This is a genomic window from Arthrobacter sp. UYCu712, assembly GCF_040547005.1.
GTDB lineage: Bacteria > Actinomycetota > Actinomycetes > Actinomycetales > Micrococcaceae > Arthrobacter.
The window spans coordinates 1-13,070 of the sequence record NZ_JBEPOZ010000012.1 but is presented as its reverse complement, the minus strand read 5'-3'; the positions used below and the strand labels follow the sequence as shown (position 1 = coordinate 13,070).

Annotated in this window: 15 protein-coding genes; 8 read left to right on the top strand and 7 right to left on the bottom strand. The window is 63.6% G+C overall.

Features of this window, described 5'->3' with window-relative positions; translation table 11 throughout:
- Positions 1–199 precede the first annotated feature (199 nt).
- The gene (locus tag ABIB51_RS13055) at positions 200–685 is read right to left on the bottom strand and encodes a GNAT family N-acetyltransferase (protein WP_354188836.1); all 486 of its coding nucleotides are present in this window, start codon (positions 683–685) and stop codon (positions 200–202) included.
- Positions 686–924: 239 nt separating this feature from the next.
- Positions 925–1,530 (bottom strand): cysteine hydrolase family protein, encoded by a 606-nt coding sequence (locus ABIB51_RS13050; RefSeq protein ID WP_354188644.1) that lies wholly within the window; start codon positions 1,528–1,530, stop codon positions 925–927.
- 183 nt (positions 1,531–1,713) lie between these two features.
- Here ABIB51_RS13050 and ABIB51_RS13045 point away from each other — a divergent pair, with 183 nt between their 5' ends.
- The gene (locus ABIB51_RS13045) at positions 1,714–2,250 is read left to right on the top strand and encodes an NADPH-dependent FMN reductase (RefSeq protein ID WP_354188642.1); all 537 of its coding nucleotides are present in this window, start codon (positions 1,714–1,716) and stop codon (positions 2,248–2,250) included.
- Between the two features lie 423 nt (positions 2,251–2,673).
- Here ABIB51_RS13045 and ABIB51_RS13040 read toward each other — a convergent pair whose 3' ends face one another.
- A complete protein-coding gene (locus ABIB51_RS13040; protein ID WP_354188640.1) occupies positions 2,674–3,630 on the bottom strand; it encodes a GlxA family transcriptional regulator in 957 nt (318 codons plus the stop codon).
- Positions 3,631–3,715: 85 nt separating this feature from the next.
- Here ABIB51_RS13040 and ABIB51_RS13035 point away from each other — a divergent pair, with 85 nt between their 5' ends.
- The 5 genes from ABIB51_RS13035 (at position 3,716) to ABIB51_RS13015 (ending at position 7,610) form a co-directional block, all read left to right on the top strand.
- On the top strand, positions 3,716–4,366 hold the full coding sequence (locus tag ABIB51_RS13035) for an isochorismatase family protein (RefSeq protein WP_354188638.1): 651 nt from the start codon (positions 3,716–3,718) through the stop codon (positions 4,364–4,366).
- 273 nt (positions 4,367–4,639) lie between these two features.
- On the top strand, positions 4,640–6,145 hold the full coding sequence (locus tag ABIB51_RS13030) for an amino acid permease (RefSeq protein ID WP_354188636.1): 1,506 nt from the start codon (positions 4,640–4,642) through the stop codon (positions 6,143–6,145).
- 127 nt (positions 6,146–6,272) lie between these two features.
- The gene (locus tag ABIB51_RS13025; RefSeq protein ID WP_354188634.1) at positions 6,273–6,560 is read left to right on the top strand and encodes a hypothetical protein; all 288 of its coding nucleotides are present in this window, start codon (positions 6,273–6,275) and stop codon (positions 6,558–6,560) included.
- 195 nt (positions 6,561–6,755) lie between these two features.
- The gene (locus tag ABIB51_RS13020; protein WP_354188632.1) at positions 6,756–7,298 is read left to right on the top strand and encodes an IS3 family transposase; all 543 of its coding nucleotides are present in this window, start codon (positions 6,756–6,758) and stop codon (positions 7,296–7,298) included.
- Between the two features lie 18 nt (positions 7,299–7,316).
- Entirely contained in the window at positions 7,317–7,610 is a 294-nt protein-coding gene (locus ABIB51_RS13015; RefSeq protein WP_354188630.1) for an IS3 family transposase, read from the top strand.
- A gap of 253 nt (positions 7,611–7,863) precedes the next feature.
- On the opposite strand, the gene ABIB51_RS13010 is transcribed toward ABIB51_RS13015, so the two are convergent.
- The 3 genes from ABIB51_RS13010 to ABIB51_RS13000 all read right to left on the bottom strand — a co-directional run bounded on the left by ABIB51_RS13010 (position 7,864) and on the right by ABIB51_RS13000 (position 10,923).
- The gene (locus ABIB51_RS13010) at positions 7,864–9,072 is read right to left on the bottom strand and encodes an MFS transporter (RefSeq protein WP_354188628.1); all 1,209 of its coding nucleotides are present in this window, start codon (positions 9,070–9,072) and stop codon (positions 7,864–7,866) included.
- Between the two features lie 3 nt (positions 9,073–9,075).
- A complete protein-coding gene (locus ABIB51_RS13005) occupies positions 9,076–9,480 on the bottom strand; it encodes an arsenate-mycothiol transferase ArsC (RefSeq protein WP_502916135.1) in 405 nt (134 codons plus the stop codon).
- Positions 9,481–9,549: 69 nt separating this feature from the next.
- Positions 9,550–10,923 (bottom strand): FAD-dependent oxidoreductase, encoded by a 1,374-nt coding sequence (locus ABIB51_RS13000; protein ID WP_354188834.1) that lies wholly within the window; start codon positions 10,921–10,923, stop codon positions 9,550–9,552.
- A 388-nt stretch (positions 10,924–11,311) separates the two neighbouring features.
- On the opposite strand from ABIB51_RS13000, the gene ABIB51_RS12995 reads away from it, so the two are divergent.
- Entirely contained in the window at positions 11,312–11,875 is a 564-nt protein-coding gene (locus tag ABIB51_RS12995; protein WP_502916134.1) for a TetR/AcrR family transcriptional regulator, read from the top strand.
- Positions 11,854–12,378 carry an NAD(P)H-dependent oxidoreductase gene (locus ABIB51_RS12990; RefSeq protein ID WP_354188832.1) on the top strand — a complete coding sequence of 175 codons (525 nt, stop codon included), beginning with the start codon at positions 11,854–11,856 and terminating at the stop codon, positions 12,376–12,378. The genes ABIB51_RS12995 and ABIB51_RS12990 overlap by 22 nt, the downstream gene beginning before the upstream one ends.
- A gap of 350 nt (positions 12,379–12,728) precedes the next feature.
- Here ABIB51_RS12990 and ABIB51_RS12985 read toward each other — a convergent pair.
- Positions 12,729–13,070: helix-turn-helix domain-containing protein (locus tag ABIB51_RS12985; RefSeq protein WP_354188622.1), on the bottom strand; the 342-nt coding region annotated here is incomplete at its 5' end.

The window sequence follows — 13,070 nt, the reverse complement described above, 5'->3', positions numbered from 1 at the left end:
TGTGGGCCTGCCTGTATCCGCCAGGATGTCCGCAGTGGTTGGTTCCACGCCGTGCAGTAACCTTCTTCAGGCTTGGATGTCCTCGAGCCGCTGCGCATGGCTCCATAATGGGTCGCGACGGGACGGGCCGGAGCATTTGTCGGCCAGGGGGAATTCAGTATTCGCCGGTCATTTGAGGTAGGTCCGGCAACGTGGCCGTTCAGATGATGGGGGAGCGGCGCTCAATCAGTATGGTGTGGCGCCACTTCCCGGTGAGCGGACCGTGGGTCATGCGGGCGATGCGGCGTCTGCGCCCGACGACGACGTAGCCGTTGGCGAGGTGGAGTCTGAGGCTGGCTTCGTTTTCGGGGAAGACACTGGCCTGGATGGTCCAGATCCCGTCACCCTCTGTGGAGTCTGCCAAGGCCCGCAGCAGCGCTGTGCCCAGGCCTTGCCCGCGTGCAACGGCTGCGACGTAGACAGAGTGTTCGACCACGCCCGAGTATGCGGGGCGGGTCGAGACGGGGGAGACGGCAGCCCAGCCAAGGATCCTGCCGTCTGCGGTTTCGGCGGCGAGCCGGTGGCGGGGCAGTCTCGAGGTGTTGAACCTTTCCCAGTCGGGCGCCTCTGCTTCGAATGTGGCGTGGCCGGTGGCGATGCCTTCACGGTAGATCCGTTGCACGGCCGGCCAGTCGCCGTCGCGCATGGGACGGATCGTGGCCGCGGACGCCACGCGGACGTCCTCCGTGGCCGGGCCATCAACGGTGACATGTATCAGCGGGTCTGAAAATCCTTCTGTTTCGTTGCCCATGGAGATGGACTCACTTTCGTCGAAGGCGGGATCGTGATTGAAACGCGTCGTCGGATTTAGCCGTCTCCGAAAGCGCCGAAGTTGTTGATCAATACCGATAGGGGAGCGTTGACGGATAGTCCCGTCCGCTCCGGCTACTGAGCGGTGGCTGCAAGTTGCGGTACCTGTTCGAGCAGGCCGGCGGTGGTTACTACCGTGGCGAACTCCCCGTGTAGATTCACCCCGGTTATCCGGGATAGGGCAGCTGCGGCGACGTCCTCACCGTCCGGAGCGGTGCGGTCGAAGGTGTGGGTGGCATCCAACGGGAAGAACACCCGGTAACCGAGGTTGCCCCCGACTCGGGCGGTGGTCTCGCAACAGTGGTTGGTGGTCATTCCGCAAACGACCAGTTCCTCGATGCCGTTTTCCTGCAGCCAGGCGTGTAGATCGGGAGTGCCGTGAAAGCTGGAGTTGACGCTCTTGCGCACCAATAGATCCGGGGTGTCGGTGATGATGTCCTTGAACGCGTTGCCTGGGTTGTCCGGATGCAGGGGCGAAGACGGGGCGGTGGAGTCGTGGCGTACGAAAACGATGGGGCGGCTGGTTTCTCGCCACCGCGTCAGCAGGGCGGCGATGTTTGCCTCGCAGGAGGGGTTATCGCGCGGACCCCAGTAGGCGGCGTCATCGAAGGCCTTTTGGGCGTCGACGATCACCAGCGCGGCGCGGGGACCAAGGATGAGGGGCGAGGAAGAAGTATTCACATTCGCGATTGTATTATACGATCGTCCGTATAGTTACCGACTCGGCGTATCGCCCTCCCGGCTTTGGCTGAAGCTGTGCGTTGCGGCCATTGATGCTCGGGTACCCGTATGCTCCTCACTACGGATGCCCTGGTGCCAGCTAAAAAGCCGGGACGTTGAACTTGAAGATTCTAAGGACGAGACGTGGTTCATTCAATCCTGCTGATCTGTGGGAGTGTCAGGGTCGGTTCCGTCAACGCGGCGGTCATCGCGACCGTTGCCGATCTGGTGAGGACGCCATTCGCCACAGATACTTACGATGGACTAGGTGGCCTTCCGCATTTCAATCCGGACCTGGATCACGCAGCCCTCCCATCTGAGGTCACAGAACTGCGGGCGGCAATTCGAGATGCGTCTGCACTGCTGATCAGCACGCCCGAATATGCTGGGGCGATGCCTGGTGCCCTCAAGAATCTGCTGGAGTGGACGATAGGCGGTACCGAGATTTCCGATAAACCAACAGGGTGGATCAATCCATCGACAAACCCCCTCAGGGCGGAAAAGACATATGCGTCGCTGGCGATCGTTCTGGGGTATACGGGTGCGACTCTGATAGATAGCGCCTGCGTCGACGTCCCGGTATCCAGGCAATCCATCGATGAACATGGACTAGTCCGTGACGAGCTGATTCGTCGATCGATGTCCAGAGCTATCGCGGCGCTCACCCAGGCCATCGTATAGAAGCTCCCGGCGACGGACGGCGGGCCGCGATCACTCATTCTTCGGACCGGCCTTAAGGCGGCTATCCCGCTGCGGGCTGCTCAAACGGGACGGCTGCAACGCCATCAAAAGATGACAGTGGCCTCTCCGGTTGGATGGCCGGCCGCGGGAACGCTTCCCTGATGACCAAGTAAACGAAAGAAGGCGACACTCGAGCGGTGAGCCTTCATCTGGACGGTGGTTCCTAAACGCGACCGGTGCGGAGCGCTCGGGCAACGTCAAATCGGGCGTAGCCTTCCGCCGTGATGACTGCTAATTCCCAGTCGTAGACGACCCCGTAAAACTCGGCAAGAGACGGCATCCGACACCAAAGTGGCCGCCACCACGCCGTGTGATTCCTCGGCGTGAAGAATCCTTTCACAACTGTGAGCACCGGGCGGGAGCCTAGCCTCGCATCTGAAACGCTCTGCGATATTCCAACGGCGCCACACCTTTGACCGCCCGGAACCGCTGGCGGAAAGACACCGGCGTCGCGTATCCAACGGCGCTGGCAATCTCCGCTATGGATGCGTCGCTTTCTTCCAGCAGTTGGCTGGCCTGGTCGATGCGCCAGTTCATCACCCATTGGTGGGGCGTCGTTCCAGTTTCGGCAATAAACCGTCGAGCGAATGTGCGCTCGGACATGCATGCGTTCCGGGCAAACTCTGCCACCGTCCGCGTTTGGCGGGGGTCGGCCGCCAACAACGACCGAACCACATCCGAGGCTTCCCCGTCGGGTTCTTTCACGGCCACTGGGGAACGCACAAATTGTGCTTGCCCACCAGCCCGATGGGGCGCCATGACCATAGACCTCGCTACCGCCGTTGCCGCTTGCCCACCGCAGAGCATTCGGATGAGGTGGATGCTCAGGTCGATTCCTGCAGCGACGCCGGCCGATGTCCATACACGGTTGTTGCCGACAAAGAGCACCGACGGGTCAACGCGGACTGCGGGGTAACGTGCAGACAGCGTGCTGGTTAATCCCCAGTGGGTCGTTGCGGTCTCACCGTCCAAAAGGCCGGTTTCTGCCAAGACAAACGCACCCGAGCAGAGGGACGCGATAATGGCACCGCGGCGGTGCGCTTCGGTGATCGCTCGCAGATACTTGGCGTCCGGGATCACGCCGCAGTCGCCCAGGCCAGGGATTAGGACTACGTCGGCCGTCTCAGCCCAAGCCAAGGGTGCGTCCGGGGCACAATGGGCCCCTTCGGTCAGCGGAACGAAGCCGGTTCCGTCGGAACAGCGGCGCAGTTCGATGGCCAGGGGCGGCGAAGAAAGGCGGTCGGGTGACCAAGTTTCGGTGATGATGGCAACATCAAACAGCCGGGCGCCTGGAAGTAGGAGAAGAGCGACGGAGAGCATCAGATCAGTATATGGCGGGAAACCATCGCACAATGCCATAACTGCCACTCACCTGTGGTGAATGAGCGCAGGCAGAGTAGTACCCATGAATACAGCTGATTTGAATATTGCTACTCCTACAGACCCCCCGCACGCATCAGCGCAGAGTTCGCTTGCTGGAAGCCATGATTTTCGAGTGTCTGCGAATGCGGCACTCATCGTCATCGACGTGCAACAGACTTTTGATGATCACAGCTACTGGGGAAAACGAGACAACCCGGACGCTGAAAAGAACATCCTCCGTCTAGTCGAACACTGGCAAGAACACGGACTTCCCCTTGTCATGGTGACACACACGTCCGAGCGTCCTGAATCAACCTTTCACCCAGACCGGAGTAGTTCCCAACTTAAACCATTCTTGGCTGGCATCGAACCGACTTTAGCCGTCACCAAGACGGTAAATTCCTCATTCTATGGGTCACCCGATCTTGCTGACTGGCTCACCACCAGCGGAATCGAGGAGGTCGTCCTATGCGGAATACAAACCAACATGTGCGTGGAAACCACGGCACGCATGTCCGACAACCTGGGATTCGGCACGGTTGTGGCAATCGACGCCTGCCATACCTTTGACCTTCAAGGTCCAGACGGTGTGGTGATGAAAGCGGCGGACCTATCTAAGGTCACAGCAACCAACTTGTTTGGTGGAGACTTTGCCGCCGTCGTGACGACCCAAACGATCCTGGAGAGTTACTAGGGCAAGCTATCGCGCGCAATCTATACACGCTAACCAATGGCCACAGCCGCAACGCGCCTTCCGGGGGTCCGTTCCGCCGGCAGTGCCACACCACTTCCCCTGCCGGCCGGGCCCACTGCGGGGGCCGTCGCGACAACGGGGACCACGAAATACCGGCCCTAACCTTGATTTACCCGCCAAAACTGTTAACTCCGTCACACCCTGACGGTTCCGTGCGGCCCGCACTGCGCAACCCCCGCCCGCTGCGACCGCCCGTGACAAGGAAGAAGCCTCATGTCTGAACGCACCACCTCGGCCGCTCCGGCCATTTCAGAATCTGACACTGCCGCCTCCGCCAACGGTGACTCCGGCGCCGGGAACCACGAACCGCACCTCGCCCGCGCCCTCGGCAACCGCCACATCCAATTGCTCGCCATCGGCGGCGCAATTGGCACCGGACTGTTCATGGGCTCCGGCAAGACCATCTCGCTGGCCGGACCGTCCGTGATCTTCGTCTACATGATCATCGGCTCCATGCTGTTTTTCGTGATGCGTGCGATGGGCGAGATCCTGCTCTCCAACCTGAACTACAAATCCTTCAGCGACTTCGCCGGCGACCTGCTCGGGCCCTGGGCCAGCTTCTTCACCGGCTGGTCCTACTGGTTCTTCTGGGTGGTCACCGGGGTGGCCGACATCGTCGCCATCGCCGGATACCTGGACAAGCTCGCACCCGGCACGCCCCTGTGGATCCCGGCGCTGCTCACGCCCGTGGTCTTGATCCTCCTGAACCTCCCCACCGTGAAGGCGTTCGGTGAAGCCGAGTTCTGGTTTGCCATCATCAAGGTGGTCGCCATCGTGGCCCTGATCATCACCGGCGCGGTCATGATCGCCACGCACTTCACGTCCCCGAACGGCGCGGAAGCCAACCTCGCCAACATGTGGAACGACGGCGGCATGTTCCCGCACGGCATGTTCGGCTTCGTCCTCGGCTTCCAGATCGCCATCTTCGCCTTCGCCGGGATCGAACTGGTGGGCACCGCCGCCGCCGAAACCAAGGACCCGGAGAAGAACCTCCCGCGGGCCATCAACTCCATCCCGGTCCGCGTCCTCCTCTTCTACGTGGGCGCCCTGGTGGTCATCATGGCTGTCAACCCGTGGCGCACCATCGATCCCGCGACCAGCCCGTTCATCGGCATGTTCACTCTCGCCGGGCTGGGGATCGCCGCAGTGGTGATCAACCTTGTGGTCCTGACCTCCGCCGCCTCCAGCGCCAACTCCGGAATCTACTCAACGTCCCGGATGGTTTACGGGCTCGCCCAGGACGGGAACGCGCCCAAGGCATTCGGAAAGCTCAGCATCCGCAAGGTGCCGCAGAACGCGCTGCTGTTCTCCTGCATCTTCCTGCTGGCCGGTCTGATCCTGCTCTATTCCGGCGACTCCGTGATCGGCGCGTTCACGATCGTCACTTCCGTGGCCTCCGTGCTGACCATGTTTGTGTGGTCCATGATCCTGATCAGCTACATCGCCTTCCGCCGCCGGCGGCCGGCCCTGCACGAGGCTTCGGCCTTCAAGATGCCCGGCTCCGCCTTCATGCCTTACGTGGTGCTCGCGTTCTTCGTCTTCATGCTGGTGGCCCTGGCGCAAGCCGATGACACCCGCATGGCACTCTTCGTGACCCCCATCTGGTTCCTGCTGCTGGGTGCGGCCTGGCACTTCAACCGGAAGACCCCGCTGCAGCAGGCACGGATTGTGGAATGGAAGGCCGTCCGCTCACAGGAGGAAGCCCGCGCGTCTGCCTGATCCTTGGACGTGATGCAAAGGAGCCCTGATACAAGCTGAGCTGATGCAAGGGGAGCCCCGGCCGGATCTGAACTGCTCCCCGAAAGTTGGACTGAGAAATCAGTTCTGACTCTCGGGGAGCAGTTTTATGCATGCACGGAGTCCGATATCCGAAGATCAGCGCGAGGCCGCTGTAGCGTGGTTTGAGAAGGGCATCGCGGATAAAGCGGCTGCGCGGCTGCTGGGTGTGTCTCACTCACCGGTGAAGCTTCTCTATCTGCCGTGGAAGATCCATGGTCGAGGAGCACTGGCGGCCAAGCCGACGAAACAGGTGTACTCGTTCGAATTCAAGCTCGCCTTGGTCGAACGGTTCACCGCGGGCGAGACTGCCCAGTATCTCGCGGCGGAGGCCGGCAGCCCTCGTCCGGCCTACTGAAAACTGGGCAGCTGCCTATCGCCGCGAGGGCGCGGATGCCCTGCGCCCGAACCCCAAAGGCAGACCCAGGAAGCCCGATTCCCCGCCGCCGGCGGAGCTGCCCGAGCTGGAACGGCTGCGACGGGAGAACGAACGGTTACGGGCGGAAGTGGCCTACCTGGGAAAATTACGGGCCTTGAGGGCACAACAACGACGGTGAAGGTCCAGGCCCTCATCGCCCTCAAGGCTGACTTCCCGCTCCCGGTTCTGCTGCAGGTCGCCCGTCTGGCCCGGTCCACGTTCTTCTATCACCAGGCCCGCCTCCAGGCCCCCGATCCGCAGGCGGCACTCAAGGCCGCAGTCACAGAGATCTTCGAGCAGAACCATGGCCGCTACGGGCACCGCCGCATCCACACTGCACTGGCCAAGCAAGGGTGGACGATCGCGAAGAAGACCGTGCAGAAACTCATGCGTGCACTGCGGCTGGTCTGCAAGGTCCGAAGGAGGAAGCGGTACAACTCCTACCAGGGCGAGCAGGGCAGGATTGCCCCGAACGTGCTGAACCGCGAGTTCGACGCCGAGGCACCGAACCGGAAGTGGGTGACGGAGGTGACCGAGTTCAGCGTCGGCGACCGGAAGCTCTACCTCTCACCGGTCATGGACCTCTTCGACCGGCAGATCACCTCCCACACCATCAGCTCAACCCCGAACCTGGAGCCCACCACCACCTCATTGCGCAAGGCGCTGGCCACGCTCTAGGGCGGGCAGCAACCGCCCGTGCATTCGAACCAGGGCTTCCAGTACCAGCACGCCTCGTGGCGGAACCTTCTGCAAGGCGCCGGTGCTGTTCAATCGATGTCCCGCAAGGGCAACTGCTACGACAACGCGGTGATGGAGAACTTCTTCGGCCACCTCAAGGAAGAGCTCTTCCACCATGTCCGGTTCATCAGCACCGACGCGCTGGCAGCCCAGCTGAAGGAATACATCCGCTGGTACAACACCGAACGGATCTCGACAAAGCTGGAGGGCCTGAGCCCGATGCAATACCGGACCCAGGCCCTCGCGGCCTAGGGTCTTACTTGGCCAGTCCAATTTTCGGGGACCAGTTCAATCATCCGGCCGGGTCTCCTTGCCGTGCTGTGCCGTTGTGGTGCCTACATCCATGGAGACAGTATCCGATGCGGGCCAGCGAATCGACACACAGCCGGTAGGTCAAGAATCTCAGATTCTGTTCCAGGCAGCTGCGAACTTCGCGGCGGTGCCGATCAGGTGCAATGGGCACTTCCACCCGACTCCGAGCACGATTGGTCCGTCCGGTCATCCTTCATCTGACTTTGGGGCCTCTGGAGAGGCGCGTGGCGGCGATGAGTGCAGCGGTTCCGGTGATGGCCGCCATCGCGTAGGCCAAGGAGGTGTAGCTGCCGAGCCAGTTTGCGATTGCTGAGCCGGCTGCCGGGGCAAGGGCTGCGGCGGCCGTGATGGGTGCGGCGAAGCTTCCTTGCAGGGTGCCGAGGCTCGTTGTTCCCCACCGGTCGGCCACGACGGTGGCCTGCAACAGGGTGTGGCAGCCGCGGACGGCACCGGCCAGCATGCCGGCGGCGATCAGCATGGGTGCCGGTCCTGGCAGGAGAGCCAGCACGAGGATGGCACCAGTGGCGGTTCCGGTGACGACAGATATACGTGCAGTGGCCGGGATGGCGGCGAAGAGCAGACTGCCGCCGACCTCTCCTGCTCCTACAAGTCCGAAGCCGAGCGCGGCCGTGGTGTAGTCGGCGCCCTTTTCCATAAGGACAGGGATGAGATTCAGCGTCACAGCGTAGAGCCCGAAGCACAGCAGAACCATCAGGGCCTGCAGACCGATGAATGCAGGGCTGCGGCGGACGGCTCTGAGCACTGTCCTATCGGTGGCGATAAGGTCTCGGTGCGGAGCTGAGGTCCATGATCGGTTGAGGTAACGGGCGTGCAGGGGAATTGTGATGACACCGAGCAGGCCGGCGAGGACCAGAAAAGCGGCCCGCCAGCCAATGCTGTTGCTGAGGGCAGCGATGAGTGGGGCGAAGATGGTGGATGCGAATCCTGCGGTGAGGGTCAGGATGGTCAGGGGCCGGATGCGGGCGGGGCCGTACCAGCGGCTGATCACGGTGAACGCCGGCTGGTAGAGCACCGCGGCCTGCGCGGTTCCGGCGACCAGCCAGGCCGCATAGAACACCGGCAGGTTCGGTGCCAGCCCGACCAGGATCAGGGCGAACACGCCGGTGAGGGAGCCTGCGACAATGAGGTTGCGCGGCCCGGTCCGGTCCAGGACACGGCCAACGAGAATCCCGGCGGCGGCGGAGACGAACAACGCGGCCGAGAAGGCTCCGGTGACGAGGGCGGGGTCCCAGCCCGTGTCCATGCTGATCGGGTGAACCGCTGCGGGCAGGGCGTAGTAGAGGATGCCCCCTCCGGTGGTCTGGGTGATACACAGTGCGGCGAGGCCGCCGCGCGGTGCACCCTCCGCGACCAGTGTCCGGGATAACGCCGGGGCAGTCATTTCCTAGCTCCCCGTCAGTTCTGCCTGCAACTTCTGGACCCGGGCCTTGATATCGTCCCGGACCAGGCGCCTGCGTTCCATGCCTTCGATGCCGCGATCGGAGGGCTCGTCCGTTTCCCAGACCTCGAGCCGCTTGCCCTCGCGGGGTTCGAGCTTGGCTTCGGTGCCCAGGGCGACGACGACATCCGCCGCGTCCAGAACTTCGTCGCCGACGGGCTTGGGGTGTTCGCCGGTGATGTCGATGCCGATTTCATTCAGGAACTCCACGGACTGGGGGTTCAGCGATTGGGCGGGCTTGGTTCCGGCCGAGTGCACCGTGACGGACCCACCAACGAGCTGGTCCATGAGGACTAAGCTGATGCGGCGGAGCAGTTCGGTGTTCTCCTGCAGCCCCCCGGCTGGTTTCATGCCGCGTTCGTGGTGTTCAGTCATGTCAGCTCTCCAGTGTCTTCAGTGGTCGCAAGCAGGGGAAGGTGGTCAGTTGTCGCCGGAGCGGCCGTGGGAGAGTCCGGTGGGGAATCCGACGAGCACGGGCTCGGGAGCGGCGCAGCACGAGGACTCGGATGCGACGGCGTGGGCTGCCGGGACGTCGCAGCTGGTGCCGGCGTCGGAGGAGCAGACGCCGGTTTCGGGGAGTTCGAGCTGGACGGTGTCGGCTGCTTCGCGGTCACCGGCCAGGGCGGCGGCGACGGAGCGGACTTGTTCGTAGCCGGTGGCGAGCAGGAAGGTCGGCGCCCGGCCGTAGGACTTCATGCCGACGATGTAGAAGTCCTGGTCCGGGTGGGCCAGCAGGGCCGCGCCGTGCGGGGGGACGGTGCCGCAGGAGTGGAATTCCGGGTCGATCAGCGGGCCGAGTTCGGTGGGGGCCTCCACGGCCGGGTCCAGGTTCAGCCGGAGTTCGCGCAGGATGTCCAGGTCCGGGCGGAACCCGGTGCAGGGAACGACGATGTCGGCCTCGAGGGTCCGGCCGTCCACGGATCCGACGGTGACGTGCGAGGCGAGGGATTTCAGCGAGCCGATGCCGAAGCCGGTGTGCAGTTCGATGGTCCCGGCCTCGACGAGGCGGCGCAGGCGGGCACCGAGCTGGCCGCGGGCGGGCAGTCCGTCGGCGTCGCCGCCGCCGTAGACCTTCGAGGCGGACTCGCCGCGGACCGCCCAGAGGATCCGGGTGTCCGGTTCGTCCGTGGCCAGGTCCGCAAGATTGATCAGGGTATTGGCGGCGGAGTGCCCGGCGCCGACCACCAGGACCCGGCGGCCGGCAAACGAGCCGCGGTTACGGCCGGTGACATCCGGGAGCGGCGAGGAAATCCGGTCCGCGGCGGTGTCTTCGCCGGCGGCGGGCAGCCCGGAGGTCCCCAGCGGGTTGCGGGTGGACCAGGTGCCGGAGGCGTCAATGACCCCGGCCACGGCGTGGTCGCGGGTTTCGCCGTCCGCGTGCTCGACCCGGACGACGAACGGTGTGTTCGCGCGGTAGCGGGTGTGGGTCTTGTCCATGCCGGCCCGGGTCACGGCGATGACCCTGGAACCGGTCTGCAGCCGGGAGCTGATGGCCGGGAGCGCGGCCAGCGGTGTCAGGTACTGGTCGATGAGTTCCCCGCCGTAGGGCAGGGCCGTGGGCCCGGGTGATTCCCAGCCGGTGGCTTCGAGCAGGCGGACGGCGGCGGCATCGACGTTGTACTGCCAGGGCGAGAACAGCCGGATGTGGCGCCACTGCTCGATCGCGGCGCCCGCGGAGGGGCCGGCTTCGAGGATCAGCGGTTCCATCCCGCGTTCGATCAGGTGGGCCGCGGCGGCCAGGCCCACGGGCCCGGCACCGATCACGGCAACGGGAAGGCTCTTCGTCGAATCCATGGTGTCCTCTGTTTCATCCGTAGGTGTGGCGGTTCTGTTGGGAGGCACCTGCCGGTCCTGTGGGGGCCGGCAGGCGGGAGCGGGTCAGCAGCACCCCTGATCGTCGTCGCAGCAACCCGGGTCACTGCTGTAGTCGGTATCCATTCAGCTCACCTCTGTCCGCGTTCGATGTCAGGCAGGTCTCCGGGGGCTCGGTAGGGTTACTTGGCGACCGGCGTGAGGGACGCGATCAAGGGGCGAAGCTGGACGGGCGTCATGGCAGGGGTCGCACTATACGGACGATCGTACAGTATAATCACTGTCAAGTGCACGAAGAGAGGTCAACATGGATGGCAGAACGGCCAGAGGCCTGAAATCGAGAAAAACTGTCCTGGAGCAAGCGGTGAACATGGCCTCAATCGAGGGGCTCGAGGGTCTTTCGATCGGGGGCCTGGCCGCCCGTGCAGCGCTAAGTAAGAGCGGGGTAGCTGTGCTGTTCGGTTCGAAAGAGCAGCTACAACTCGCGACGGTCGAGGCGGCGCGGGAAGTTTTCATGGCCGCGGTGGTGGCGCCTGCCCTTAAGACCGCACCCGGTCTGGCAAGACTTCGGGTCCTTCTGGACGACTGGCTTGCCTACAGCCGCGACCGGGTCTTTAGCGGCGGATGTTTCTTCACGGCCGCCAGCACGGAGTTGGATTCCAAATCCGGCCCGGTGAGGGAAGCTGTTGCGAAGGCGGTTCTGGAATGGCATTCCCTGCTGGCCTCGGAAATCCAGACCGCGGCCGACGCCGGAGAACTATCTGGCGCCGACGTGAACCAACTGGTGTTCGAGACGACGGCATTCCTGGAGGCGGCCAATGCGCATTCGCTCCTCACCGGCTCGGCTGAGCCCTACACCGCGGCGAAACGCGCGCTGGCCCGGATCTACGGGCAACCCACAGCACCCTCGTCATCGTTGCCCACCCCGATCTGAAAACCTCGCGAATCACCGCCCAGCTTTCCGCCGCCGTCAAGGACTTGGAACACGTCACGGTCCATGAACTCTCCGCCGCCTACCCGGACCGGCGTGTCGACGCAATCCGGGAGCAGGAGCTATTGCGTCAGCATGACACCATCGTGTTGCAGTTCCCCTGGCATTGGTACTCCGTCCCCGGCGTGCTGAAGGAATGGATGGACCAGGTCCTCACATATGGTTTCGCTTACGGTGCCGGCGGCGATGCTTTGCAGGGCAAGCGGCTGCAGCTGGTCATCTCCACCGGCGCCCCTGAGTCGTCGTACACGCCCTCGGGGCACAACCGCTTCACCATGGCCGAGCTGCTGCGCCCGCTGGAAGTCACCGCACACCTCTGCGGCCTCGACCTGGCGGAGCCTCTGATCCTGCACTCGGCGTACCGGGTTACGCCAGATGAACTAGCGGCCCACGCAGTGCGCTACCGCGAACTGATCTCCGACGTGCCCGCCTACGCCGGACACTGATCTGCTCGTAGGTCAGACGAAAATGCCGCCCAGGACTAGTGGAATGATGTGAGCACCAACGCCTGACCGCCCCGGACATCAGTCGTTCCTGCGCCTGGCGGAGGCAGATCGGCCGGTTCCGGGCGGGGGAGTATTGGGCACGGGTCGAGGCAGTGGGCCGGAAACCGGTCGACTACCAACTGGCCGCCGGCGGTGTGTGGGCGCTGCCAGCACGTCGCGCGCACTTGCTCGACGGGGGGGCGCTGGAGGAACTTCGCAACTCGTGACCACACGGCGCTCTGGCCACATGACAGGGGGCGTGCTGGTGAGGGAAAAATCCCGGTTCGAAGCGCCGTTTCTCCGGGCGGGTCTTAGTACCGGAGATCCTTCTGGTCAAAGAACTTTCTGCGGTATTCAGTGGGTGTGATGCCGATCGTCCGCATGAAGTGATGCCGTAGCAGCGGAGCTGCGCCGAAACCAGACTCAGAGGCGACATCTTCCACCGACATACGAGTCTCCTCGAGCAGTTCCTGGGCGCGTGCAACTCGCTGACGGATAAGCCACAAATGTGGTGCGCAGCCGATCTCCGCCGCGAAACGGCGCCCGAAGGTCCTTTCAGGCATGCCAGCGATGCGCGCCATCTCAGAGACTGTCATGCTGTGCTTGATATTCCCGGTGATCCAGTCAAGCGTGGGCTGGAGGCTTCGTTCGGA

What these genes read in the sequence shown, in the direction of transcription:
- ABIB51_RS13010 (WP_354188628.1), bottom strand. Translation starts at nt 9,072, where the DNA reads ATGACTGCCCCGGCGTTATCCCGGACACTGGTCGCGGAGGGTGCACCG.
- ABIB51_RS13035 (WP_354188638.1), top strand. Translation starts at nt 3,716, where the DNA reads ATGAATACAGCTGATTTGAATATTGCTACTCCTACAGACCCCCCGCAC.
- ABIB51_RS13000 (WP_354188834.1), bottom strand. Translation starts at nt 10,923, where the DNA reads ATGGATTCGACGAAGAGCCTTCCCGTTGCCGTGATCGGTGCCGGGCCC.
- ABIB51_RS13040 (WP_354188640.1), bottom strand. Translation starts at nt 3,630, where the DNA reads ATGCTCTCCGTCGCTCTTCTCCTACTTCCAGGCGCCCGGCTGTTTGAT.
- ABIB51_RS13055 (WP_354188836.1), bottom strand. Translation starts at nt 685, where the DNA reads ATGCGCGACGGCGACTGGCCGGCCGTGCAACGGATCTACCGTGAAGGC.
- ABIB51_RS13025 (WP_354188634.1), top strand. Translation starts at nt 6,273, where the DNA reads ATGCATGCACGGAGTCCGATATCCGAAGATCAGCGCGAGGCCGCTGTA.
- ABIB51_RS13030 (WP_354188636.1), top strand. Translation starts at nt 4,640, where the DNA reads ATGTCTGAACGCACCACCTCGGCCGCTCCGGCCATTTCAGAATCTGAC.
- ABIB51_RS13005 (WP_502916135.1), bottom strand. Translation starts at nt 9,480, where the DNA reads ATGAAACCAGCCGGGGGGCTGCAGGAGAACACCGAACTGCTCCGCCGC.
- ABIB51_RS12995 (WP_502916134.1), top strand. Translation starts at nt 11,312, where the DNA reads ATGGCCTCAATCGAGGGGCTCGAGGGTCTTTCGATCGGGGGCCTGGCC.